Raw genomic sequence first — 23,216 nt, forward strand, 5'->3', positions numbered from 1 at the left:
CCGTGGTTGCGCCGACCGCGCCACGAGAAGACAGCAGTCCCCCCGGAAGGAACACCGTGACGACCGAAGTCCGCCCTGACACCACCGCCCAGCTCCGTCGCCTGCTCGCCGAGCGGGTCATGATCCTCGACGGCGCGATGGGCACCATGGTGCAGCGGCACGGTCTGGCCGAGGCCGACTTCCGCGGCGAGCGCTTCGCCGACTGGCCGAGCGATCTCAAGGGCAACAACGACCTGCTGTCGCTGACGCAGCCCGAGATCATCGCCGGCATCCACCGCGGCTATCTCGAAGCGGGCGCGGACATCGTCGAGACCAACACGTTCAACGCCCAGCGCATCTCGCTGGCGGACTATGGCATGCAGGACCTGGCCAGGGAGATCAATGTCGCCGCCGCCCGGCTGGCCCGCGCGGAGGCCGATCGGGCCTCGACCCCGGACAAGCCGCGCTTCGTGGCCGGCGCGCTCGGCCCGACCGTCCGCACGGCGTCGATCAGCCCCGACGTGAACGATCCCGGCGCCCGCAACGTGTCCTACGACGAGCTTGTGGCGGCGTACCTCGAGCAGGCCGAAGGCCTCGTCGACGGCGGCGCCGACATCCTGATGATCGAGACGATCTTCGACACTCTCAATGCCAAAGCCGCGATCTTTGCGCTCGAGACCCTGTTCGAGGACCGCGGGCGGCGCTGGCCGGTGATCATCTCCGGCACGATCACCGACGCGTCCGGGCGCACGCTGAGCGGGCAGGTGACGGAGGCGTTCTGGAATTCGGTACGCCATGCCCGCCCCCTCGCTGTCGGACTGAACTGCGCCCTTGGTGCCGCCGAGATGCGGCCCTATGTGGCCGAGCTGGCCCGGATCGCCGACACCTATGTGTCGTGCTATCCGAACGCGGGACTGCCGAACGCGTTCGGCGAATACGACGAGACGCCGGAGCACATGTCCGGGCTCGTCGGTGAGTTCGCCGACGCCGGCCTGGTGAACATCCTCGGCGGGTGCTGCGGCACCACCCCCGAGCACATCGCGGCGATCGCGGAGGCTGCCCGGAGCGTGACCCCGCGTACTCCCGCGGACGTCGAACCCGCCATGCGACTCGCCGGGCTCGAGCCGGTCACGATCACCGACGAATCCCTCTTCGTCAACGTTGGCGAGCGGACCAACATCACCGGCTCCGCCCGGTTCAAGAAGCTGATCAAGGCCGGCGACTACGACACGGCCCTGGAGGTCGCCCGTCAACAGGTCGAGGCCGGTGCCCAGGTCATCGACGTCAACATGGACGAGGGCATGATCGACGGCGTTGCCGCGATGGACCGCTTCGGCAAGCTGATCGCCTCCGAGCCCGACATCGCGCGCGTCCCGATCATGGTCGACTCCTCGAAGTGGGAGGTGATCGAGGCAGGCCTGAAGACCATCCAGGGCAAGCCGATCATCAACTCCATCTCGATGAAGGAGGGCGTCGACGAGTTCGTTGCGCATGCGCGGTTGGCGCGAAAATACGGCGCCGCCGTCGTGGTGATGGCGTTCGACGAGGACGGTCAGGCCGACACGTTCGAGCGGCGGATCGAGATCGCCGAGAAGGCCTATCGGATTCTCGTCGACGAGGTCGGCTTCCCTGCCGAGGACATCATCATCGACCCGAACATCTTCGCCCTGGCGACGGGCATCGAGGAGCACGCGGCCTATGGCATCGACTTCATCGAGGCCACCCGCTGGATCAAGCAGAACCTGCCGGGCGCGCTCGTCTCGGGCGGGCTGTCCAACGTGTCGTTCTCGTTCCGCGGCAACAACCCGGTGCGCGAGGCGATCCACGCGGTGTTCCTGTTCCACGCGATCAGGGCCGGCATGGACATGGGCATCGTCAACGCCGGCCAGCTGGTCGTCCTCGACGAGGTCGATCCCGAGCTGCGCGAGCGCATCGAGGACGTCGTCCTCAATCGTCGGCCCGATGCCGCCGAGCGGCTGCTGGAGGTCGCCGAACGGTTCAACGTGAGCGCCGAGGCCGACGAGCAGGCAGCCGAGGAGTGGCGCTCGCTGCCCACCCCCGAACGCATTACTCACGCGTTGGTCAAGGGCATCGACAGCAACATCGAGGCCGACACCGAGGAACTGCGCGCCGCGATCGACGCGCGTGGTGGGCATCCGATCGAGGTGATCGAGGGCCCGCTGATGGACGGGATGAACGTCGTCGGCGAGCTGTTCGGGTCCGGCAAGATGTTCCTCCCCCAGGTCGTGAAGTCGGCCCGGGTGATGAAGAAGGCGGTTGCCTATCTGGTGCCGTTCATCGAGGCGCTCAAGGATCCCGATGCCCCGCCGGTCGCCAAGGGCCGGATCGTGATGGCGACCGTGAAGGGCGATGTCCATGACATCGGCAAGAACATCGTCGGCGTGGTGCTGCAGTGCAACAACTATGAAGTCATCGACCTCGGCGTCATGGTGCCGGCGCAGAAGATCATCGCCGCGGCCGAGGAGCACAGCGCGGACGTCATCGGGCTGTCCGGGCTGATCACCCCCTCGCTGGACGAGATGGTGAACTTCGCCGCGGAGCTGCAGCGTCTGGGTTGGGACAAGCCGCTGCTGATCGGTGGTGCCACGACCTCGAAGGCGCACACGGCGGTGAAGGTCGCCCCCCGCTATGAGGGGCCGGTCATCTGGGTGAAGGACGCCTCCCGCTCCGTGCCGGTCGTGGCCCAGTTGCTGTCGGACGAGCGGCGCGGCGAGCTGCTCACCGAGACCGCCGAGGACTATGCCGGCATCCGGAAGCGCCACGCGGCGAAGAGCGGCGACCGGCGTACCCTCACCTATGCCCAAGCCCGCGCCAACGCCCCCACGATCGACTGGGCCGCGTATGCGCCGACGACGCCGGCCAAGCCCGGGATCACCGAGTTGCTGGACTATCCGCTGACCGAGCTGCGGGAGTTCATCGACTGGACCCCGTTCTTCGGGGCGTGGGAGTTCAAGGGCCGCTATCCCGACATCCTGCACAACCCCGCACAGGGCGAGGCGGCTCGCAAACTCTTCGAGGACGGTCAGGAGATGCTCGACCGGGTGACCGCGGAGGGCTGGCTGACCGCCAACGGCGTGATCGGGCTGTTCCCGGCGAACGCGGTGGGTGACGATGTCGAGGTGTACGCGGATTCCGCGCGCGCCGAGATCCGCGCCCGGCTCCACCACCTGCGCCAGCAGGGCCAGCACCGCGCGGGCATCCCGAACAAGTCGCTGGCCGACTTCGTGGCGCCCAAGGACTCCGGCGTGGCCGACTGGATGGGTGCGTTCGCGGTGACCGCCGGATTGGGGGCCACCGAGCAGATCATGAAGTTCAAGGCCGAGCTCGACGACTATTCCGCGATCCTCCTGGAAGCGATCGCGGACCGGCTCGCAGAGGCGTTCGCGGAACGGTTGCACCAGCGCGTGCGGACGGAATTCTGGGGGTACGCGAGCGACGAGACGCTGTCCAACGACGAGCTCATCGCCGAGTCCTATCGCGGCATCCGGCCGGCACCCGGCTATCCGGCGTGCCCCGACCATACCGAGAAGCAGACGCTGTGGGAGCTCCTGGACGTGCATGCCCGGACCGGGATCGAGCTCACCGACGGCATGGCCATGTGGCCGGGTGCCGCGGTGTCGGGGTGGTATTTCGGGCATCCGGACTCGCAGTACTTCGTCGTGGGACGCGTCGGTCAGGATCAGGTCGCGGACTATGCGGAGCGCAAGGGCTGGGCCATGGACGAGGCCGAGCGGTGGCTGTCGCCGAACTTGGGCTACGACCCGGAATAGGGCACGGCTGACCCCGGATAGTGCTGCTCGATCGACTGCTCGAGCTGCTCGCGCAGCGGAACCGCGGCCTCGTGCAGGGCGGCGATCAGCGCGGCCGTTGCCGCCGTCGGTGCGCCTCGCAGTCGGGTCAGCCCGATCCCCCAGGAGACCGTGGGCAACGGTGTCGGGAGCACGGCCAGCTCGGGATCGTGCCGCGCCACGAGCAGCGGCAGCACACCGACGTGTCGGCCGCCGCGCAGCAGCTGGCGCACGGTGAGGACCGTGCTGCATTCGACGAGGTCGGCGGGCTGGCCCGTGCCGGCTTGGTGGAAGACGTCATCGAGTTCGGTGCGCAGGTCGGTTTCCCGCAGGGGCAGCACCCACGGATAGTCCAGCAGCGCCGGCAACCCCGCTGGATGGGCCGCGTCCTGTGCGGGGTGGTCGAGCCCGGTGACCAGCACCATCGGTTCGCGATAGAGCTCGTCGAACTCGAGCCGGTGGTCCCGGGCCCGCGGCGCCCGGCCGGCGACCACGTCGAGCTCGCCGCCGAACAGGCCCTGGAGCAGCTCGTCGACCGTGCCTTCCCGGACGATCACCCGCAGACCCGGCCGGGATCGGCCCAGGGCGAGGATCGCGTGCGGCACCAGCAGGTGCGAGGCGGCGACGAACGTGCCGACGGCGACCGTGCCCGCGTACCCCTCCCGCAGATCCTCCACCCGCTGGCCCGCCGTCCTCAGCTCGCCCAGCACCGTGCGCGCGTGGCGCAGATAGCTCTGCCCGGCCTCCGTAGGCGTCATGCCGCGAGCCTGACGGACGAACAGGGTGACGCCGAGGATCTCTTCCAGTTCGGCGACGGCGCGTGACACGACCGGCTGGGTGACGAAGAGCGCACCGGCAGCCCTCAGGACGCTGCCGTGATCCGCGACCGCGACTGCAATCAGGAGATGCCGCAGTTTCAGGCGGGGATCAAGACGCTCAGGTATGCCCATGGAGACATATTAGGTATGGGGAAAGGTACTGGTCTTCCGCGCGATTCTTGCCCAGCATGGAGAGTCCATGGCGGAGTCACTCAAGGAGGAGTCATGACCGCACTGCCGCCCGTGTTCAACTTCGAGAAGTGGATCACGGAACACCGCGAGGAGCTCAAGCCACCGGTGAACAACCGGGTCATGTGGCGAGAGGGCGAACACTTCATCGTCCAAGTGGTCGGTGGCCCCAACGAGCGCACCGACTATCACATCGAGCCCTATGAGGAATGGTTCTATCAATACAAGGGCAATATGCACGTGAACGTGCAGACCGATGAGGGCGTTCAGCGCGTCGACATCCGCGAGGGTGACATGTGGCTGCTGCCGGCGGGGATGCCGCATTCTCCGCAGCGCCCCGAGCCGGGCTCGATCGGCATCGTGCTCGAACGGATCCGCGAGGAGGGGGTCGACGAGACCTTCCGGTGGTATTGCTTCGAGTGCAACGCCCCCGTCCACGAGCGCACCCTTCACGTGAGCGACATCGTCAAGGATCTGCCGCCGGTGATGATCGAGTTCTTCGAGAACGAGGACCTGCGGCACTGCCCGCAGTGCGGAGCGGTGCACCCCGGCCGCAAGCCGAAGGCCGAGTCTGCATGATCGACGCGCACACCCACTATGTGCCCTCCGACTGGCCCGATCTGAACGAGGCGGTGTGCCCCGCCCCGGACTGGCCGTGGCTCAAACCGGTCAGCGAGCGCGACGCCATGATCATGGTGGGCTCCTCGGAGTTCCGGAAGATCGGCGCGGAGTGCTGGTCCCCGGACATCCGACGGGCCGACATGGCCGAATCGGGCGTCACGACCCAGGTCGTGTCACCGACGCCCGTCTTCTTCGAGTACGCGCGGTCGCCGCGCGAGGCCGCCAAGGTGTCGCGGATCTTCAACGACATCGCTCGCGAGATGTTCGCGGACGCCGGGGATGAGTTCCTGACGTTCTGCCAGGTGCCGCTGCAGGACACCGACCTGGCGTGCGAGGAACTCGATCGCTCCTTGGCGAACGGTCACGTCGGCGTCGAGATCGGCAACCACGTCGGGGACCGTGACCTCGACGACGAGGGCGTGCTCACGTTTCTGCAGCACTGCGCGGCCGTGGGTGCGCCAGTGTTCGTGCACCCGTGGGACATGCCGAGCTCACCGCGGTTGGCGCGGTGGATGGGACGCTGGCTGGCGGGGATGCCCGCCGAGACGCATCTCTCGCTGCTGTCGCTGGTGCTGTCCGGCGCGTTCGACCGGCTGCCGGAGAGCCTGCGCATCGCGTTCGCCCACGGAGGTGGGTCGTTCGCCTTCTGGCTCGGCCGGGTGGAGAACGCCTGGCATCGGTCCCCGCATGTGAGCCGGGACTGTGACAAGCCGCCGTCGAGCTATCTCGGCCGCTTCTATGTGGACTCCGTGGTCTTCGATCAGCGCGCCCTGCGGCTCCTCGTCGACACCGTCGGGGCCGATCGCGTCCTCGTCGGGTCCGACTATCCCTATCCCCTCGGCGAGACGCCCGTCGGCCAGGTGCTGGCCGACGCGGACTGGCTCGACGATTCGGGTCGGGCGCTCATCCGCTCCGGCAACGCCGAGCGTTTCCTGGGCTTGACCTGACCCGCCCGCCGGCGACACGCCGACCGGGCTGCTGCAGTTATGCCTGCTCCCCTCGGCGTGTCGCGGCACGTCAGGGGTGTAGCGCCCCTGCCGGCTCGCGGACGGGCACGATTTCGGGTGCCGTGAGCAGGGCGCGTACGTCCTCGGACCAGGGCACCGAACCACCCGTGGGGTCCGGTGCGTGCACAACCGTGTGCCGGCACTCGATCTTCACCTCGTCCCCCTCGCGCACCTCGGTGGCGAATGTCGCCGTGCTGCGGGTCAGCGCGATCACGCCCACCTCGACGGTCAGCTCGGCGCCGAACCAGATGCGGCCACGGAAATCCACGTGCATGTTCACGCGCGGCAGCGTGGGCACCATGGCGCCCAAGCCGAGGCGATAGAAGAGCTCGTGCTCCCCCTCCTCCAGCCAGCGCACCGCGGCACTGAAGTGGTGGTGGCCGGTCGCATCCGTCTCCGCCCAGGTGAGGCGCCGGTGGATCAGCGTCCGGGCGCCGGTGATCTCGTCACGCACAGTCATGATGTGGTTCCTTCCCCCGCGCAGGCGGGATCAACTTGGGTCGGGCACGGCTGTGAGCGTCAGCCCTCGACGCCGACCAATTCCGGGGTGGCATCGAGCTCGGCCACGAGCGCGGAGCCGTCCTCGTCACGCAGGGCCGCGGACCGCAGCCGGGCGAGCACGGATGCGGCGTCCGGGCGGCCGGCCAGTTGTTCGGAGGCATCGAGCAGGGCGGCGAAGCTCCGCTCACCGCGCTCCCAGGTCTCGCCATAGCCCTTCAGCACGCGGGCACAGCACGCGATCTCGCGAGCGAGATCGGGATCCTCGCTCGCGTGCCGAACGACGCGATCAAGCCAGGCATCGATCTCGCGCTGCTCGTGGATGAAGCGCAGGGAGCGGGGCCGGATCGGCCGCAGCCGGGCGAGGGCGGTCAGGACCGTATACCCAGGCACCGACGTCGTGTTCACCACGATCCCCTTGTGGGCGACCACGTGCACGGCCTTGGCGAAGAGGGCGTTGTCGCGGAGCCGACGCCCCAGCCCGACGGGCAGGGTGTCGGTGATCTCCTCAAGTTGTGGGTGGAGATATTCCCTGACCTCGACCGGCTGGTCGTCCTGCGCCTTCGCCTCCTTGCGGATGCCCTCGATGCGCTCGCGCCGCACCTTCTGGAACGCCACCTGGATCGTGTCCTGGTAGCACATCCAAAGGGCGGTCCACCGAGCGACCTCGTTGACCAGCTGCGCGGTGCCGGCCGGGTCACGTTCGAGCGGCACGACCCGGGCCACGCGGTCCAGATAGCGGGTGGCGTACGCCGCGTCCTGATAGACGCCCGTCCGCTCAACGCCCCGCAACAGCATGAGGCGAGCCCCTGCGGGGAACTCCCGGGCGATCCTGTCGGCATGGTCCCGGAGGGCGGGCCCGACCAAGTCGTGCGGACGCAGGGCGGCGATGGCGGAGAGCCGCTCGTCCTCCTCGGCCTGCAGTTCCTCGGGGGTTCTCGGCCGGCTGCCGAGGGTGAGGAACACCTTCTCCCCCGACGGCTGAGCTGCCGGAGCCGGCGGCGCGAGCGCTGCTTGGGCAGCCTCGAAACCGGCCGCGAACGCCCGCAGCGAGCTCTCCACGCCCTTGTTCGTGGCCCGGATGACGTCCTCGCACTCGGCCCGGGTGAACGGGGTCGCGCCACTGCCGGCGAAAGCTCCGAACAGCGATGCGCTGATGACGCTCCCGGCATCCACGGCAAGGCGGTTGAAGTCGGCACTGACCAGGTTCTTCGCCGCCGCTCGGGCTCCCCGGAGAAGCTCCTCGGAGTCGACGCGACAATCCCCGAGGCCCGACTTCTCGTCGATCGAATAGACCCGGTTGGTCGACGCGATGAGCGTCGTGCGATCGGGAGTGACGAACCCGCGGTGCACCGCGCGGCCAGCCTCCATCAACTCGGACGCGATCACGATGTCGACCTGGCCCGGTGCCGGCATGGTGGAGAGCACCGGGCGCTGCCGCCCGCGGCCCGAGGCCTGGACTGCGGGCGGCACCAGTTCGATGTAGTAGACGGTCGCACCCGTGCGCTGCGCGACGCCGGCCACCGAGGTGTTCTGGGTGATCCAACCGGCGGCCCGACCGGTGTCGGCGATCCAGTTGGACAGAACGCCGCCGCCTTCACCGCCCATGGCCAGGACCGCGATCGTCAGCGGTCGCAGACCGCGGGCCCAGGTGCCGGTGGTCGTGTGGTCATCGACGCGGGTGCTCGTCATGCGCGTGCTCCTTCGAGGTGATTGGCACTCGACTCGGCGGACTCGAACTTCCGGGCCCGGGCCTCGGTGCCGTCGGACAGCACCTTGGTCCAGGCCTTGCGGGCCTTCTGGCGCAGGCGGTCCAGCTTGGAGGGGTTCTGCACCACGTCCGAGCGATAGAACGAGGGGCACAGGGCCGCCGCGTGCGCGTTGGCCCCGCAGACACCGCATCCGACACAGCTGTCGATGACGGTGGCAACCGGGTCGATCCGCAGCGGATCGGGGTTGGACTTGATCGTGAGGGACGGGCACCCGGAGATGCGGATGCAGGCGTGGTCGCCGGTGCAGGTGTCGGCGTCGACGCCATAGCGCTGGCGCACGACCCGCTTGCCGGCGGCCACCGCCTTCGCGGTCTCGGGCCGGACGCGTCGCTGCCGGTTGAGCTGACATTCGCTCTGGGCCACCACGACCTTCGGTCCCTCGGACTTGGTGGTGAGCGCGTCGACGAAGACGTCGCGCAGCTCCGCGATCTTGAAGGTGTTGCTGACCGTCGTCGCCCACTTCACCCCGATGCCCCGCACGGCACGTTCGATCGAGTGCTGCGTGGACCGGAAGGGGTGATCGGCCTGCGACGACAGCAGGTCCTGACCACCGGTGGCGGCGGCGTACTCATTGTCGATCACGACCAGCATCTGATCGGACTTGTTGAACACCGCATTGCCGACGCCGCTGGTGAGGCCGTTGTGCCAGAAGCCGCCGTCCCCCATGATCGCGACGGTGCGTTTGTCCGACCCGGTGGAGTTGAACGCAGCCGCGCCGGCGGAGCCGAGGCCATAGCCCATCGTGGTGGCGCCCAGGTTGAACGGCTCGCCGGAACCGAACAGGTGGCAGCCGATGTCGGCGGAGATGTGGTGCTGGCCGGTCTCCTGCTCGGCCAGCTTGAGCGCGGCGAAGATCGGTCGCTCCGGGCACCCGGTGCACAGGCCGGGCGGCCGCGGCTGCACCACCTGCTGGTCGACCCGCTTGGCGAACGGGCTCGCCTCGTCGGTGGCGTCGAGCAGGAGCGTCGGCCTGGCCGTGACCAAGCCGGGCGCGTGCCGGTCGAAGAACTGCACGAGGCCGCGGGTGATGACCGTGGGGGTGTACTCCCCCGCCATCGTCAGCATGTCCTTGCCGTGCAGTTTGGCCGCGATGTCGTGCTGACGCAGGACCTTGCTGATGTTCTGCTCGAGATAATCCGGCTGGCCCTCCTCGATGAGCAGCACCGCCTTCTTGTCCTGACAGAACCGCACGACCTCCTCGTCGATGACCGGATAGGCCACGTTCATGACGTAAGTGGGGACTTGGACATCGCCGAACGTGTCCGAAAGGCCCAGCAGCTCCATGCCGCGGTTGAAGGTGTTGTAGAGACCGCCCTGGACGATGATCCCCACGTCCGAGTCGTCACCCCCGAAGAACTCGTTGAGTCCGTTCTCGGTGATGTATTTCACGGCCGCCGGCCAGCGCTGCTCGATCTTCTCGATCTCGTGGGCGAAGCTCATCGGCGGCAGCACCACGCGGGAGTGGTCCTTCTGCGGGTTCTGGCCCGCTTCCTGGACCGTCATGATCGGGCGCCGGTTGTCCTTGGCGATGAAGCTGCCGGTGAGGTGGTTCGACCGCAGTCGCAGCTGCAGAAGGATCGGGGTGTTGGACACCTCCGAGAGCTCGAAGCTCTTCTCGACGGCGTCGACGATGGCCTCGATGTCGGGGCGCGGGTCCAGCAGCCACATCTGGGACTTCATCGCGAACGCGTGGCTCCGCTCCTGCATGATGCTGGAGCCCTCGCCGTAGTCCTCCCCCAGGATGACCACCGCGCCGCCCTTGACCCCGCCGCTGGCAAGGTTCGCGAGCGCGTCGGAGGCCACGTTGGTGCCAACGGTCGACTTGAACGCAATCGCACCGCGCAACGGGTAGTGGACCGACGCCGCGAGCATTGCGGCAGCGGTGGCCTCGGACGCGCTGTTCTCGAAGTGGACGCCCAGCTCGGTCAGGATCTCGTGGGCGTCGCCGAGGACGTCCATGAGGTGAGAGATGGGCGCACCTTGATAGCCGCCGACGTAGGCCACACCCGACTGCAGCAGGGCCTTCGTGACGGCAAGGATCCCCTCACCATGGAATTCCGTCCCCGCGCCACTGCGGAGTTGCAACACCTCTGTTGCGAATGAACGTTCGGCCATGAGTGCCTCTCGTGGGTCGGACCTCTCGAACACAAGACGTCGTCCAGCATATGCCGCCTTTCCGACGATCGTCTAGAAATGCGTAGACGAGGTGTCGTGAAGTGGATAGCCGGTCAGCGCAGGACCGCGCCGGCGTGCTCAGCCGCAGGCCCCTCGAATCGGGCCAGCAAACGGGCGAAGAGGTCAGCGGCCACCTGCCCCGGCCAGGGGTCCGGAAGGTACGCAAGGGGCAGGCCCGGGTCGAGATAGGGCAAGCGGCGCCACTCGGTGACCAGCGGGACGAAGATCCGGAAGGCCTCCAGCGGGGAGGGCTCGGGGCCGCCGGCGGGCCAAGCCGCGAGCACCGGCTCATAGGCATCGACGAACTCGCGATAGAGCGCCTCGAGCGCCGGGAGGTTCCACGCGTTGCGCACGCGCTCGGCGAGGTCCGCAGTGCCGAGCGGCTCTGCCCGGAAGAAGTGCACATAGCCCTCGAGCCCGTCATCGAGCAGCCCGTTCCAGGCCGACTCGAACAGCCAGGCCGGCGCGATCCAGAGGCCTGGGGTGACGGAGCCGAACCCGCGCTTGGTGAGCATGGTCCGGATGCGGTGCCGCAGATGGCGCTCCGACTCGGGCACGCTGAACGCGGCCAGCAGCCAGGGGTCCCCCACCTCCGCTCGCCGCGGCTCGAAGATGCGGCTGTCGCCGTCGGCCAGGATGCGCGCCAGATCGTCGGACATCGCATAGCTCGCCACCCCGTCCACCCGCACACTCGCCAGCAGACCGCGCTTCTTGAGTCGCGAGACGGCCGAACGCACCGCGGCCCCCTCGGCGCCCAGATCCCCGAGCAGCCGAATCAGATCCGCGACCGCGAGCAGCCCGCCGCGCTGGCGCGCGTACAGGCCGAAGATCGAAACGATCAAATGCTGATTCCGGGGACCCGCCGGCGCATCGGTCGGTTCCACCACGGAGTCAGCGATCGTCATGCGCCCAGAGACTAGCGCTCGCTTTCGCCAACGGAGTTCGAACCTGGAGGCCGGATTCCCTATGGCGTAACTTTTTCGATGGTAGTGACGCCGCAACATCCGTGGGTTAAGGTCATCGCACTCCGAGGGGCCGCCGAGTCCGCCTCGATTTTGCTGCGCAACTCGACGCAGAGGAGGCCCAAGCAGAGCTGGGCGATCAGGAACGGTCACGCGAGCCCCCACTATCCTTGAGCCCATGGCTGACGCACAGCGCTCACTGCGCGACCTCCACGATCCCATCGCCGTCCTCGCGTTCAGCGGGTGGAACGACGCCGGATCCGCGGCGACCGACGCGCTCGGCCACCTGCTCGATCTGAGCGACGCGACCCGGGTGTTCAGCCTGGACTCGGACGACTTCTATGACTTCCAGGTGCACCGTCCGGCTGTCCGGCGCCCACGTGGCAGCGGACGTGTCATCGAGTGGCCGAGCACGGATGTGTGGATCGGGGAGCTGAGCGGTCGCGAGTTGGTCCTCATCACGGGTCCGGAGCCGAACCTGAGATGGCGTTCGTACGCGACCTCGCTCATCTCCGTCCTGCGCTCCGCCCGACCGTCGTTGGTGCTCTGCCTCGGTGCGCTATTGGCCGACAACGCCCACACGCGTCCGGTTCCGGTGACCCGGACCAGTGCCGACCCAGAGCTGGCCGAGCGACTCGGGCTGGATATGCCGACCTATGAAGGTCCCACGGGAATGACCGGCATCATGGCGGATCATTGCCATGAGGCGGGGTTCGACACCATCAGCCTGTGGGCGGCGGTCCCCCATTACGTGGCCCAGCCTCCTCACCCCCGCGCCACTCAGGCACTGCTCGGTCGGATCGAGGACCTCACCGATCTCAGCATCGATCTCGGTGATCTGCCGGAACTGGTCCGGGCGTGGGATCGTGGTGTCGCCGAGTTGATCAACGACGATCCCGAGCTCGCCGGCTATGTCGCCTCTCTGGAGGCAGATCAGGATGAAGCCGAGCTGCCCGAGGCAACCGGCGACGCGATTGCCGCGGAGTTCCAGCGTTATCTCCGCCGTCGCGGCGATCAGTGAGGCCCGAGTGAACACAGGAATGCTCGTCGGCTTCGGCATGCTCGTGATCGGTCTGTTGACCGGTCTCGCGGGGATCCTGTTGGTGTCCGGGTCCCCCGCCGGCAGCCCCCGCCGACGCAAGGGATTCGTCCTCGTGGGCGTGGGTCTCGGTGGCGTCTGGATCGGCGGCTTCATCGGGGCGTTCTCGTCGCTCTGACCCCCTGAGATGTACCAACCAGACCGGCACCATCCCGCTCACCGACATCGCACCCCGTGGGTGGGGACATCTCAGGGAGCGGATGCCGACGACCCGCCGAGCGCACCCCTCAGTGGCAGTGGCCGCCCAGTTCCTCGGCCCGGTCGCGCAGCTGACGGATCATGGCGTCGGGGTCATCCGCCCCGAAGACCGCCGATCCCGCAACGAACACGTCCGCACCGGCCTCGATGCACTGATCGATCGTCGCCTCCGAGACCCCGCCATCAATCTGGATCCAGATGTCCAGTCCGGACTTCTTGACCAGCTCCCGGGTGCGACGGACCTTCGGCAGCATGATGTCCAGGAACTTCTGCCCTCCGAACCCGGGCTCGACGGTCATGATCAGGATCATGTCCAGCTCGGGCAGCAAGTCCGCATAGGGCAGGATGTCCGTCTGCGGCTTCAGCCCCATCGACGCCCGAGCGCCGAGTGACCGCAGTTCCCGCGCGAGCCGCACTGGTGCCTTGCAGGCCTCGACGTGGAAGGTGACGGACTGGCAGCCCGCCTCCGCGTATGCCGGCGCCCAGCGGTCCGGGTCGGCGATCATCAGGTGCATGTCGAGATGATGATCGGTCACCTTGCGGATGGCCTCGACCACCGGCAGCCCGAATGTCAGGTTCGGCACGAAGTGATAGTCCATCACGTCGAGATGCAGGCCGTCGGAGGACGGGATCGCCTCGATGTCGCGCTGGAAGTTCGCGAAATCGGCGGACAACAGACTCGGATGGATGCGCATTCCCACGCCCGGGAGCCTAGTGCACGCTCCGCCTCACGACCCCGGCATGAACGCCGGTTCACCCGGATGGGTGAGGGCCGGGGTCAGCGCCGACGCAACAGTGCCTGAAACATGGCGTCAGTGCCGTCCCGGTGCGGCCACAACTGCACGTCGGGACCGATGCGTTCGACATCGTCACGATCGGCGAGGACGGCGTCGACGATCTCGACGGTCTCACGGCGGTGCGGTGAGCAGGTCACATAGGAGACGATCCCGCCGGGCCGCGCGGCATTGATCGCGCTGTCCAGCAGCCGTCGTTGGAGCGGGACGAGTGTGTCGAGGTCGTCGGGAGTACGCCGCCAGCGCGCTTCCGGCCGCCGACGCAGCGCCCCGAGCCCGGTGCACGGCACATCAGCCATGACCCGGGCGAACGTCGAGTCCGGCCAAGCCGGCCGGGTGCCATCGGCGGCGATCACGAGGGGCGCGTGTCTGCCCGCGTACGCCCGCACCGCCTGCCCGACCAGCACCGCTCGATGGGGCTGCAGCTCTGACGCCAACAACCACGTGCCCTGGTCGATCGCAAGGCCGGCCAGGAGCGCGGCCTTGCCGCCGGGACCGGCGCACAGGTCGAGCCACGGCCCGTCCGTAGCCTCGATTTCGGCCAGCCGGAGGGCAACGCGCTGGGAGCCCGGGTCCTGGACGCCGGCACGGCCCTCACGGACCGCCGCGAACCGGCCAGGGTGTCCGGTCACCATCGCCGCGGTCGGCACGTCCGGGTGCGCGGTCGCCCCGGCACCCACCAACTCGGCGGCGGTCGCCAGCCCCGGTCGGATCGCGAGGGCGGTGACCGGGCGCTCGTTGTTGGCGGCCAACGCGGCCTCCAGCTCCTCCGCCGGCAGCACATCGGCGAGAGCATCGACGATCCAGCGAGGATGGTGCGTGCGCAGGGCCAGCCTGTCGCGGCTGTCCAGTCCCGAGGACAGGATCGTCAGCCAGCCGTCGAGGTCGTGCGCGTCGATGCGGCGGGTGATCGCGTTCGCCAATCCGGTCGTGTGCTCGCCGACCGCGGCACCGGCGAGATCGACCGTGGCCGCGACCGCCGCATGGCTCGGCACGCGCATCCCCAGGAGTTGGTGGGCCCCGAGGCGGAGCACGTCGACAATGGCCGCCTGCAAGCTCGACAAGCTGCGTCCGCCGGCGGCTTCGATGATCCGGTCATACGTGCCCAGATGACGACAGGTGCCGTGCAGCAACTCGGTCGCGAACGCGGCGTCGCGGTCGTCCAGGCGCCGCTCGGCGAAGAGAGCAGGGCCGACGAGGTTGGCGTACCCGTCATGCGCCGTCACCGCCCGCAGCGCGTCGAAGGCTGCTCGCCGAGCCGCGTCCACCCGTCGCCGCCGCGGTGATCTCCCGCGGTGCGCTCGAGGTCCGCCGCGGCTCATGCCCCGAACCGCTCGCCGGGAGCGAGCTCGACGCCACGGGCCCAGTCGGCCGCCTTCATCGCCTTTTTGCCGAACGGCTGCACCACGTCGAGCTCGAGCGGCCGGGACCCCGTGCCGACCTGCAGCCACTGTTTGGCTGCGTTGATGACGCCGGGATCGAGCGGGGCGCCGCCGGCGGGATGGGCACGGAGGATCTTGAACCGTTCACCGCGGAAGGTCGTCCACGCACCGGGCGCCGGCGTGCACCCCCGGATCCGCCGGTCGACCTCCTCGTCGGTCGCCGCCCAGTTGACCTCTGCCTCGGCCACGGTCAGCTTGGGTGCCACGGTGACCCCCTCGGCCGGCTGGGGCGTTGCGACTGCGGTCCCTGCGGCCAGCTCATCCATCACGCCGGTCAGCAAACCGGCACCCTCGTCGGCGAGACGGGTCAGCAGGTCACCGGCGGTCTCGTTCGCAGCGATGGGCGTTCGGAGTTCGGCATAGACGTCCCCCGCGTCCAATTCGGGAACGATGTCGAACACGCAGGCGCCCGTTTCGGCGTCACCGGCCATGATCGCCCGCTGCACGGGAGCGGCGCCGCGCCAGCGCGGCAGCAGTGAGAAGTGCAGGTTGACCCAGCCGTGCCGCGGGATCTCCAGCACCGCGCTCGGGAGGATCGCGCCATAGGCGACGACCGGACAGCAGTCCGGCTCGAGCGCGGCGAGGCGCTGCTGGAAGTCGGCCTCGCGCGGATGGCCGGGCTTGAGCACCTCGATGCCGAGTTCCTCGGCGCGCTGGGCGACCGGGCTGGCCACGAGCCGCTTGCCGCGACCGGCCGGCGCGTCCGGTCGCGTCACCACCGCGACGACCTCGTGCCCGGAGGCGGCGAGAGCATTGAGACTGGGGACGGCCACCTCGGGAGTGCCGGCAAAGACAAGACGCACCCTCGGGAGTCTAACCATCCCGCTCCGGTGTCAGTCGAAGTCGATGGGGTCGACGCGGACCCGCAGGGCGCCGGGCAGCTTCTTGGCCGAGCGGATCGCGACGGTGTCCCGGACGGTCTGGACAAACGCGTGTGCTTCATCCGATGGTGCACGCAGGATGAGCCGACCGATGGCCTCCTCCGCATGCGCGGGCTTGGGCAGCTCGACCGGCCCCCAGATGTGCAGACCGGTGAGCCCGTTGGCGTGGCCCACAGCCGCGCCGAACTCTCCGAGCGCGGTGAGCGGTCCCTCGACCGTGATCATCTTGGTCGCCGGTGTGACACCGGCGTCTGCCCGGTCCCGCAACTCACGGTGTGCGAATCCCGCGGGATCGCCCCGGACGAGGGCCTGCAGCGCCACCGCGTCCGTCGGCCCGACCGCGATGACCGTACCGTGCTCGGCCCCAGGCCTCACAAGTCCGATCGCGTTCAGCCAACGCCGGTGAGCCTCCTCGCTCGCGCGCAGATCGATCCGCGTAAGCAGGAGTTCGGCGTCCAGGAGGACGGCCGCCGCATAGCCGGTGTCCGCGAGCGGCTCGGCTCCCGGAGTGGCGATGACCAGCGCCGGCTCGGGACCGACCGTGTCGACGACCCGGTCGGCGGCGGACTGGATCACCTTCGTCCCGCGGAATGCCTGGCCGAGCTCCTCAGCGGTGCGGGCGGCACCGACGACGGGGGCGCGCCAGTTGGTGCCCGAACATTCCGGACACCGCCATCCGGTGACCGGACGCGCGCACCAGTCGCAGGCCGCATGCGCGGACCCAGCCCGGATCGGGCCATGGCAGTGCGGGCACTCCACAGGTGCACGGCAGTCCGCACACACGAGGACCACGAGATAGCCCGCCCTCGGCACCTGGACGAGCACCGGTCCGGCGGCCAGACCGGCACGGATCACCTCGAAAACCTGGCGCGGCAGCCGGACCGAGTGGGCGAGCGGATCCCGCTCGAGCTCCCAGTCGGTGTCGGCGGCCAACCGGACGGCGGGTGCGACGCGGCGCTGCGGTCCCGGGGCGAGGGCGAGCGGGCGGAGCCAGTCGCGCTCGATGAGTTGTTCGACCTCGCACGTGCGGTGTCGGGCCGCGAACAGGGCCGCGCAGCGTGCGATGCCCGCCCGCAGCGCCAGGACCTCGCGCACGTGCGGATAGGGCGCCCGGGGCTCGCTGTGGAGGTCGTCACCGTCGTCCCAGAGTCCGACGAGGCCGAGCTTGTGGACCGGAGCGTACGCAGCCGCCCGCGTCCCCAGCACCAACCGCACGTGTCCCCGGGACACTGCGAGGAACGACCGATAGCGGACCGCCGGGCCGTCCTCCGCGCTGAGGGTGACGAACGACGACTCACCGAACCGCTCAGTGCAGGCCGCCGCGAGCCGGGCAAGGTCCCGTGCATCCGGCACGATGAGGAGCACGCCCCGCCCCGAGTCGAGGGTCGCCCGGGCGGCCTCGACGAACCCGCCCACCCAGTCCCCCGCCGGCCCGGCGGTCGGGGCGACCTGCCACGCCGCCCGCGGTGAATCGCCGCGCGCCAACGCCGTCAGGAACTCGGGGCCGGTCGGATAGTAGTCGAAGGGTGTCACCCGCACGTCGTCCACCAGTGGCTCCTGACGGTCCGGCGGGTCCGCCTTTTCCGTCGCGGCGTGGCGGGGCGGCACCGCGAGGCGCATGACGTCGGCGAAGCTCCCCGCATAGTGGTCCGCGACCGCACGGATCAGCTCGGCCACCTCGGGCCTGAGCACCGGCTCCGCCGACACGACCCGCTCGAGCGGTGAGAGGGTCCGCAACGGATCGCTCTCCTCCCCCAGCTCGAGGATGAACCCGTCCCGCAACTGGCCCGCGAACCTCACCCTCACCCGGACTCCCGGTTGGGCCTGGGCCACGAACCGGTCCGGCACCAGATAGTCGAACAGGCGGTCCAGATGCGGCAAAGGCATATCCACCGCTACGCGCGCGATCGGTCGGCCCTCGCCAGGGGCCAGCGCATCGGGCGGAATCAATGCATCGGACATGGTCGCGATCCTAGAAGGACCCTCCGACAATCCCGCTCGTCGATCCGACGCCGCCGACGACGGTCGGGTGTATAACGGAGGCCTCGACGAAAGGGGCGACGTGGCACGACTCGACGTGTGGCTGTGGTCGGTGCGGTTGTTCAAGACCCGCTCGGCGGCCACGAGTGCCTGCAAGGGTGGCCACATCCGCCTGAACGACAACCCGGTCAAGCCGGCCCAGCAGGTCAAGGTCGGCGACCGCGTGACGTGGCGACAGCCGGGCTGGACCCGGGAGTTCGAGGTCACCCAGCTGATCACCAAGCGGGTCGGGGCGCCGATCGCCGTGCAGTGCTACGTCGACCATTCACCCGAACGGCCCGCCCACCTCTCGACGCCCGTGGCTCGTCGTGATCGCGGCGCCGGGCGCCCGACCAAGAAGGACCGCCGGGCCCTCGACCGGCTGCGCGGACGACCGGTGGCCGACTGAGTCAGCGCAGCGCCAGCAACTGCTCGACGGTGACGAAGCGATAGCCCCGGCCCTTGAGTTCCTCGATCACCGGCTCGATCGCCGCCTGAGTCGGCGTACGCCCCTGCCACGGGTGCAGCAACACGATCGACCCGGGGCGCACGCCCTCGACCGTCAACCGCACCAGGTCGTCGGTCGACTGCGGCGGACCGCCGGAATAGTCCTCGACCGCGACGTCCCACATGATCGTGCGGCGGTCGTGCTGATGGAGATAGCGCGGCAGCCCGACCAGCTTCTTTCCGAACGGCGGTCGGAACTCGATCGGGCCGTCATAGCCGGCCTCGCGGATCGCCGCGTCCGTCCGTTCGATCTCCTGCGCGATCTTCTCCCGACCGAGCAGGACCATGCGGGGGTGGCTCCAGGAATGGTTCGCCAGCTGGTGCCCGCCCGCCACGATCGCCCGGGCCGATCGCGGATCGGCCGCCACCGATTCCCCGACGACGAAGAAGGTCGCCGGCACATCGTGCTCAGCGAGCGTCCGCAGAATCGCGTCGGTGACCCGGCCCGTCGGGCCGTCGTCGAATGTCAGCGCCACGACCTTCTCGGTGGTGTTCACGCGCGCCACGAGCTCTCCCGCGATCTGAACGGTCCGGGAGTTCACGAGCTTGTACGCCCCGGCCCCCAGCACCAGCACCGCTGCGAGAAGCAACGCGGCGATGGCCGGCAGCCGGCGACGCACGGGATCAGCCCTTGACGGTCCGGGCGAGCACGTCGGCCCGGTCGGTGGCCTCCCAGGTGAACTCGGGGAGGTCGCGGCCGAAGTGGCCGTACGCCGACGTCGCAGCATAGATCGGCCGCTTGAGGTTCAGCGACGCACCGATCGCCGCGGGCCGCAGGTCGAAGGTCGCGAGCACAGCGTCGGAGATCTGCCCGACCGGGACCTGCTCGGTGCCGAAGCACTCGAGATAGAACCCCACCGGATGGGCGCGGCCGATCGCGTACGCCACCTGCACCTCACACCGCCGCGCCAGCCCGGACGCGACGACGTTCTTGGCGACCCAGCGCATCGCGTACGACGCCGACCGGTCCACCTTCGACGGATCCTTGCCCGACATCGCGCCGCCGCCGTGGCGCGCCATGCCGCCATAGGTGTCGACGATGATCTTTCGCCCGGTCAGTCCGGCATCGCCCATGGGGCCACCGATGACGAACTTCCCGGTCGGGTTCACCAGCGAGCGATAGTCGTGATGTGCGAGGTCGAAATCGGCCAGCACCGGCTCGATGACCAGTTCGCGCACGTCGGGGGCGAGCATCGCGTCCAGATCGATGTCCGGGGCGTGCTGGCAGGACACGACGACCGTGTCCAGTCGCACGGGCCGATCGCCGTCGTATTCGATCGTGACCTGAGTCTTGCCGTCCGGCCGCAGATAAGGCATCACGCCCTCCTTGCGCACCGCGGTGAGCCGTTCGGCGAGGCGATGGGCGAGGTCGATCGGCAGCGGCATCAGCGATGCAGTGTCGTCGCACGCATAGCCGAACATCAGGCCCTGGTCACCCGCGCCCTGCAGGTCGAACTCGTCCACGGACTCCTGCAGCCGCTCCTCGAGCGCCGTGTCGACGCCCTGAGCGATGTCCGGGGACTGCTGCCCGATCGAGACCTGGACTCCGCAGGAGGCACCGTCGAAGGACTTGTGCGAGGAGTCATAGCCGATCTCGAGGATCTTGTCGCGGACGAGGTGCGGAATCTCTGCGTACGCCTCCGTGGTCACCTCACCGGCCACCACCACCAGGCCCGTCGTCACGAGTGTCTCGACGGCGACCCGCGACTCGGGATCCTGCCGCAACATCTCGTCGAGGATGGTGTCGCTGATGGCGTCGGCGATCTTGTCCGGATGACCCTCGGTCACGGATTCGGAGGTGAACAGGCGTGTGCTCACGGGTTTCCTTCCAGTCTTGCGCGGGGGATGGCTGACAGGTCAGCGTGGGGACACGGCAAGCGCCGCATCCAGGATGCGATGAGCGACCACGGTCTTCGACCCCTCGGCCTCGGCCACCACGGCGTCGGGCGAGATCACCTTGATGCTGTTGTCATCCGCGCCGAACACTTTGCCACCACTCACGTTGTTGAGCACCAGCAGGTCGCAGCCCTTGCGGTCGAGCTTGGCCCGGCCCAGCCGCAGGAGGTCCTCGTCGTCGACAGCCGTCTCCGCCGCGAACCCCACGATGACCTGGGGTCGAGGGCGGTTGTGTGCGAGCGTCTTGAGGACGTCGGTGGTCTGGACGAGATCGACGTTGAGGCCCGAGGACTCCGACGTCTTCTTGATCTTGCCCTCGGCCCGCGAAGCGGGAGTGAAGTCGGCGGCGGCCACCGCCATGACGATCACGTCCGCGGACGGGCTCAGCTCGGTCATGGCGTCGGCCAAATCACCAGTGCTGGTGACCTGGCGGACCTCGCAGCCGCTGGGGACCGGATGCTCGACGTGGGCGGCAACGACCGTGACTCGAGCGCCGCGCAGCGCCGCGGCGCGGGCGATCGACAGCCCCATGAGGCCGGAGGACGCGTTGCCGAGGAAGCGAACCGGGTCGAGGTGTTCCCGGGTGCCGCCCGCACTCACCACGACGTGTCGCCCGGCCAAGTCCTGGCCGGCGGCCGAGGCGGCGGTGTCGGTGTGACCGAGCAGGCTCAGCGCGACCTGGTGGATATCGCTCGCCTCCGGCAGTCGACCGGGCCCGGTGTCCGCGCCAGTGAGTCGGCCGGACGCCGGGTTCATGACCACCACGCCCCGCTCGCGCAGGGTGGCGGCGTTCGCCTGCGTGGCCGGGTGCAGCCACATCTCCGTGTGCATCGCCGGTGCCATCAGGACCGGGCAATGGGCCGTCAAGAGCGTGTTCGTCAGCAGGTCATCGGCACGGCCGGTGGCGGCGCGTGCCAACAGGTCCGCGGTCGCCGGAGCGACCACCACGAGATCGGCGGTCTGGCCGAGCTTCACGTGCCGGACCTCGTGGCTGTCGTCGAACACCTCTGTGTGCACCGGATTGCCCGACAGCGCCTGCCACGTGGTGAGGCCCACGAAGTTGAGCGCGGCAGCGGTCGGGACGACGGTCACATCATGGCCGGCCTCGGTGAAACGGCGCAGCAGCTCACAGGCCTTGTACGCAGCAATACCGCCGGCCACACCCAGGACGATGCGGCTCATTCGTCAACCCGCTCAGGCGGGGAACTCGGGGTCCCCGAAGGTCGGGTCGCTGAAATCGTCGAGGGGGGTCTCCGGCACGGCGTTCGGATCGATGTCATGGCACTCGAGCACGCCGGCGTTCACCTCGCGCAGGGCGATCGATAGGGGCTTCTCCTGGATGCCGGTGTCGACCAGCGGCCCGACGTTCTCCAACAGGCCTTCGCCGAGCTGGGAGTAATAGGCGTTGATCTGGCGAGCACGCTTGGCGGCGAACAGCACCAGCCGATATTTCGAGTCCACCCGAGTCAGGAGGTCGTCGATCGGAGGATTGGTGATGCCGGGAGCGGGATTCGTGGTCAATGCAGGCCTTCTCAAGTCGATGGCAGGTTTTCGTCCGTCGCACGGGCATCGGGCGCGGCTTGTTCGCGCGCCTGCGCCTGAGCCGGCGGACACAATCCCAGCAAGCCTATCAGTTCATCAACCGCCAGCTCGACATCGTCGTTGACCAGGACGTGGTCGAACTCCGCCTGAGCGGCCATCTCGGCCCGCGCGGTGACCAGCCGTCGCTCCCGCTGGGAGGTCGTCTCGGTCCCGCGGTGCTCCAGCCTGCGCACGAGTTCGTCCCAACTGGGCGGGGCGATGAAGACGAACTGGGCGTCGGGCAGGTTGCGCCGAACTTGGCGGGCGCCCTGCAGCTCGATCTCCAGCAGGACGCAGCGACCGGCCGCGAGTGCCGCCTCAACCGGCGCGCGCGGCGTGCCATAACGGTCGGTGCCGTGCACCAGCGCCCATTCAAGGAGTCCGTTGGCGGCGATGAGGTCGTCGAACTCCTCGCTGCTCACGAAGTGATAATGCTGCCCGTCGACCTCTCCCGGCCGTGGGGCGCGGGTGGTGGCCGAAGTGGACAGCCAGATCTCGGGATGTCGGGCCAACGCTGCCGCAACCACGGTGCCCTTGCCGACCGCAGTCGGGCCGGACACCACGGTCACGCGCGGCACGGCCGGGGTCGTGCGGTCGGTCATCGGGGTGGTTCAGCCCTTCTGTTTGGGGGCGAACTCGGCGCGCAGGCTCGCAATCTGGTGCGGGCCCAGGCCGCGCAGGCGGCGGTTGGCCGCAATATCCAGCCGGGTCATGACCTCGGCCGCGCGCTTCTCCCCCACCCGCGGGAGGCATTTCAACACGTCGACGACCTTGGTGTGGGCCACGACGTCGTCGCTTTCGGCGAGCTCGATGACGTCCGAGAGCGTCAGGCGGCCGGCGCGCAGGCTCTCCTTGACCTCGGCCCGGCGTCGGCGGGCCGCCGTGGCGGCCTCGCGCGCCTGGCGCAACTGCTCGTCGCTCAGTGGCGGAATCGGCACGGCCACCTCCCCGGGTTGTTCTCGGACTGTC

Annotated in this window: 21 protein-coding genes; 6 read left to right on the forward strand and 15 right to left on the reverse strand. The window is 69.0% G+C overall.

Going from position 1 to position 23,216, the window contains the following annotated elements; all coding sequences use genetic code 11:
• Positions 1 to 119: 119 nt before the first annotated feature.
• A complete protein-coding gene (gene metH, locus ACQ260_RS02080; RefSeq protein WP_432558348.1) occupies positions 120 to 3,770 on the forward strand; it encodes a methionine synthase in 3,651 nt (1,216 codons plus the stop codon).
• Here the strand turns inward: metH and ACQ260_RS02085 are convergent.
• The gene (locus ACQ260_RS02085) at positions 3,755 to 4,738 is read right to left on the reverse strand and encodes a LysR substrate-binding domain-containing protein (RefSeq protein ID WP_432557738.1); all 984 of its coding nucleotides are present in this window, start codon (positions 4,736 to 4,738) and stop codon (positions 3,755 to 3,757) included. The genes metH and ACQ260_RS02085 overlap by 16 nt on opposite strands.
• Positions 4,739 to 4,831: 93 nt before the next feature.
• On the opposite strand from ACQ260_RS02085, the gene ACQ260_RS02090 reads away from it, so the two are divergent.
• Both ACQ260_RS02090 and ACQ260_RS02095 read left to right on the forward strand, forming a co-directional pair.
• Positions 4,832 to 5,374 carry a 3-hydroxyanthranilate 3,4-dioxygenase gene (locus ACQ260_RS02090; protein WP_432557739.1) on the forward strand — a complete coding sequence of 181 codons (543 nt, stop codon included), beginning with the start codon at positions 4,832 to 4,834 and terminating at the stop codon, positions 5,372 to 5,374.
• On the forward strand, positions 5,371 to 6,363 hold the full coding sequence (locus ACQ260_RS02095) for an amidohydrolase family protein (protein ID WP_432557740.1): 993 nt from the start codon (positions 5,371 to 5,373) through the stop codon (positions 6,361 to 6,363). Before ACQ260_RS02090 ends, ACQ260_RS02095 begins: the two co-directional genes overlap by 4 nt.
• Before the next feature lie 70 nt (positions 6,364 to 6,433).
• Here ACQ260_RS02095 and ACQ260_RS02100 read toward each other — a convergent pair whose 3' ends face one another.
• The 4 genes from ACQ260_RS02100 to ACQ260_RS02115 all read right to left on the reverse strand — a co-directional run bounded on the left by ACQ260_RS02100 (position 6,434) and on the right by ACQ260_RS02115 (position 11,773).
• Complete coding sequence (locus ACQ260_RS02100) at positions 6,434 to 6,883, reverse strand: acyl-CoA thioesterase (RefSeq protein WP_432557741.1); 450 nt, start codon at positions 6,881 to 6,883, stop codon at positions 6,434 to 6,436.
• A 59-nt stretch (positions 6,884 to 6,942) separates the two neighbouring features.
• Positions 6,943 to 8,613, reverse strand: coding sequence for an indolepyruvate oxidoreductase subunit beta family protein (locus tag ACQ260_RS02105; protein WP_432557742.1), 1,671 nt, complete (start codon positions 8,611 to 8,613; stop codon positions 6,943 to 6,945).
• On the reverse strand, positions 8,610 to 10,808 hold the full coding sequence (locus ACQ260_RS02110; RefSeq protein WP_432557743.1) for a thiamine pyrophosphate-dependent enzyme: 2,199 nt from the start codon (positions 10,806 to 10,808) through the stop codon (positions 8,610 to 8,612). The genes ACQ260_RS02105 and ACQ260_RS02110 overlap by 4 nt, the downstream gene beginning before the upstream one ends.
• A gap of 113 nt (positions 10,809 to 10,921) precedes the next feature.
• Positions 10,922 to 11,773 carry a PaaX family transcriptional regulator gene (locus ACQ260_RS02115; protein ID WP_432557744.1) on the reverse strand — a complete coding sequence of 284 codons (852 nt, stop codon included), beginning with the start codon at positions 11,771 to 11,773 and terminating at the stop codon, positions 10,922 to 10,924.
• Positions 11,774 to 12,008: 235 nt separating this feature from the next.
• Between ACQ260_RS02115 and ACQ260_RS02120 the strand changes: the two genes are divergently transcribed.
• Both ACQ260_RS02120 and ACQ260_RS02125 read left to right on the forward strand, forming a co-directional pair.
• A complete protein-coding gene (locus ACQ260_RS02120; RefSeq protein WP_432557745.1) occupies positions 12,009 to 12,851 on the forward strand; it encodes a PAC2 family protein in 843 nt (280 codons plus the stop codon).
• Positions 12,852 to 12,858: 7 nt separating this feature from the next.
• The gene (locus tag ACQ260_RS02125; RefSeq protein ID WP_432557746.1) at positions 12,859 to 13,047 is read left to right on the forward strand and encodes a hypothetical protein; all 189 of its coding nucleotides are present in this window, start codon (positions 12,859 to 12,861) and stop codon (positions 13,045 to 13,047) included.
• Positions 13,048 to 13,156: 109 nt separating this feature from the next.
• On the opposite strand, the gene rpe is transcribed toward ACQ260_RS02125, so the two are convergent.
• From rpe to ACQ260_RS02145, 4 genes are all read right to left on the reverse strand, one after another.
• Positions 13,157 to 13,822: a ribulose-phosphate 3-epimerase gene (rpe, locus tag ACQ260_RS02130; protein WP_432558349.1), complete on the reverse strand. Its 666-nt coding sequence runs from the start codon at positions 13,820 to 13,822 to the stop codon at positions 13,157 to 13,159.
• Between the two features lie 83 nt (positions 13,823 to 13,905).
• Complete coding sequence (locus ACQ260_RS02135; protein WP_432557747.1) at positions 13,906 to 15,243, reverse strand: RsmB/NOP family class I SAM-dependent RNA methyltransferase; 1,338 nt, start codon at positions 15,241 to 15,243, stop codon at positions 13,906 to 13,908.
• A complete protein-coding gene (fmt, locus tag ACQ260_RS02140; protein WP_432557748.1) occupies positions 15,240 to 16,166 on the reverse strand; it encodes a methionyl-tRNA formyltransferase in 927 nt (308 codons plus the stop codon). The genes ACQ260_RS02135 and fmt overlap by 4 nt, the downstream gene beginning before the upstream one ends.
• Positions 16,167 to 16,196: 30 nt before the next feature.
• Positions 16,197 to 18,206: a primosomal protein N' gene (locus ACQ260_RS02145; protein ID WP_432557749.1), complete on the reverse strand. Its 2,010-nt coding sequence runs from the start codon at positions 18,204 to 18,206 to the stop codon at positions 16,197 to 16,199.
• A gap of 100 nt (positions 18,207 to 18,306) precedes the next feature.
• Here ACQ260_RS02145 and ACQ260_RS02150 point away from each other — a divergent pair, with 100 nt between their 5' ends.
• Positions 18,307 to 18,672, forward strand: a complete 366-nt coding sequence (locus tag ACQ260_RS02150) for an RNA-binding S4 domain-containing protein (protein ID WP_432558350.1) — start codon at positions 18,307 to 18,309, stop codon at positions 18,670 to 18,672.
• Position 18,673: 1 nt separating this feature from the next.
• Here ACQ260_RS02150 and ACQ260_RS02155 read toward each other — a convergent pair whose 3' ends face one another.
• The 6 genes from ACQ260_RS02155 to mihF are packed head-to-tail and all read right to left on the reverse strand — an operon-like array spanning position 18,674 to position 23,185.
• Positions 18,674 to 19,390: a polysaccharide deacetylase family protein gene (locus tag ACQ260_RS02155; protein ID WP_432557750.1), complete on the reverse strand. Its 717-nt coding sequence runs from the start codon at positions 19,388 to 19,390 to the stop codon at positions 18,674 to 18,676.
• A gap of 4 nt (positions 19,391 to 19,394) precedes the next feature.
• Complete coding sequence (gene metK / locus ACQ260_RS02160; protein WP_432557751.1) at positions 19,395 to 20,588, reverse strand: methionine adenosyltransferase; 1,194 nt, start codon at positions 20,586 to 20,588, stop codon at positions 19,395 to 19,397.
• Positions 20,589 to 20,627: 39 nt separating this feature from the next.
• Positions 20,628 to 21,848, reverse strand: a complete 1,221-nt coding sequence (gene coaBC, locus ACQ260_RS02165) for a bifunctional phosphopantothenoylcysteine decarboxylase/phosphopantothenate--cysteine ligase CoaBC (RefSeq protein ID WP_432557752.1) — start codon at positions 21,846 to 21,848, stop codon at positions 20,628 to 20,630.
• A gap of 12 nt (positions 21,849 to 21,860) precedes the next feature.
• Positions 21,861 to 22,187 (reverse strand): DNA-directed RNA polymerase subunit omega, encoded by a 327-nt coding sequence (gene rpoZ, locus ACQ260_RS02170; protein ID WP_432557753.1) that lies wholly within the window; start codon positions 22,185 to 22,187, stop codon positions 21,861 to 21,863.
• A gap of 11 nt (positions 22,188 to 22,198) precedes the next feature.
• Positions 22,199 to 22,849 carry a guanylate kinase gene (gene gmk, locus ACQ260_RS02175; protein ID WP_432557754.1) on the reverse strand — a complete coding sequence of 217 codons (651 nt, stop codon included), beginning with the start codon at positions 22,847 to 22,849 and terminating at the stop codon, positions 22,199 to 22,201.
• Between the two features lie 9 nt (positions 22,850 to 22,858).
• Complete coding sequence (mihF, locus tag ACQ260_RS02180) at positions 22,859 to 23,185, reverse strand: integration host factor, actinobacterial type (RefSeq protein ID WP_432557755.1); 327 nt, start codon at positions 23,183 to 23,185, stop codon at positions 22,859 to 22,861.
• Positions 23,186 to 23,216: the final 31 nt, after the last annotated feature.

Origin of the sequence: Ammonicoccus luteus (genome assembly GCF_050880385.1) — a bacterium.
Lineage (GTDB): Bacteria > Actinomycetota > Actinomycetes > Propionibacteriales > Propionibacteriaceae > Enemella.

Excerpts from the sequence above, each read along its gene's own strand:
- metH (WP_432558348.1), top strand. The coding sequence starts at position 120 with ATGATCCTCGACGGCGCGATGGGCACCATGGTGCAGCGGCACGGTCTG.
- ACQ260_RS02085 (WP_432557738.1), bottom strand. The coding sequence starts at position 4,738 with ATGGGCATACCTGAGCGTCTTGATCCCCGCCTGAAACTGCGGCATCTC.
- ACQ260_RS02090 (WP_432557739.1), top strand. The coding sequence starts at position 4,832 with ATGACCGCACTGCCGCCCGTGTTCAACTTCGAGAAGTGGATCACGGAA.
- ACQ260_RS02095 (WP_432557740.1), top strand. The coding sequence starts at position 5,371 with ATGATCGACGCGCACACCCACTATGTGCCCTCCGACTGGCCCGATCTG.
- ACQ260_RS02100 (WP_432557741.1), bottom strand. The coding sequence starts at position 6,883 with ATGACTGTGCGTGACGAGATCACCGGCGCCCGGACGCTGATCCACCGG.
- ACQ260_RS02105 (WP_432557742.1), bottom strand. The coding sequence starts at position 8,613 with ATGACGAGCACCCGCGTCGATGACCACACGACCACCGGCACCTGGGCC.
- ACQ260_RS02110 (WP_432557743.1), bottom strand. The coding sequence starts at position 10,808 with ATGGCCGAACGTTCATTCGCAACAGAGGTGTTGCAACTCCGCAGTGGC.
- ACQ260_RS02115 (WP_432557744.1), bottom strand. The coding sequence starts at position 11,773 with ATGACGATCGCTGACTCCGTGGTGGAACCGACCGATGCGCCGGCGGGT.
- ACQ260_RS02120 (WP_432557745.1), top strand. The coding sequence starts at position 12,009 with ATGGCTGACGCACAGCGCTCACTGCGCGACCTCCACGATCCCATCGCC.
- rpe (WP_432558349.1), bottom strand. The coding sequence starts at position 13,822 with ATGCGCATCCATCCGAGTCTGTTGTCCGCCGATTTCGCGAACTTCCAG.
- ACQ260_RS02135 (WP_432557747.1), bottom strand. The coding sequence starts at position 15,243 with ATGAGCCGCGGCGGACCTCGAGCGCACCGCGGGAGATCACCGCGGCGG.
- ACQ260_RS02145 (WP_432557749.1), bottom strand. The coding sequence starts at position 18,206 with ATGTCCGATGCATTGATTCCGCCCGATGCGCTGGCCCCTGGCGAGGGC.
- coaBC (WP_432557752.1), bottom strand. The coding sequence starts at position 21,848 with ATGAGCCGCATCGTCCTGGGTGTGGCCGGCGGTATTGCTGCGTACAAG.
- gmk (WP_432557754.1), bottom strand. The coding sequence starts at position 22,849 with ATGACCGACCGCACGACCCCGGCCGTGCCGCGCGTGACCGTGGTGTCC.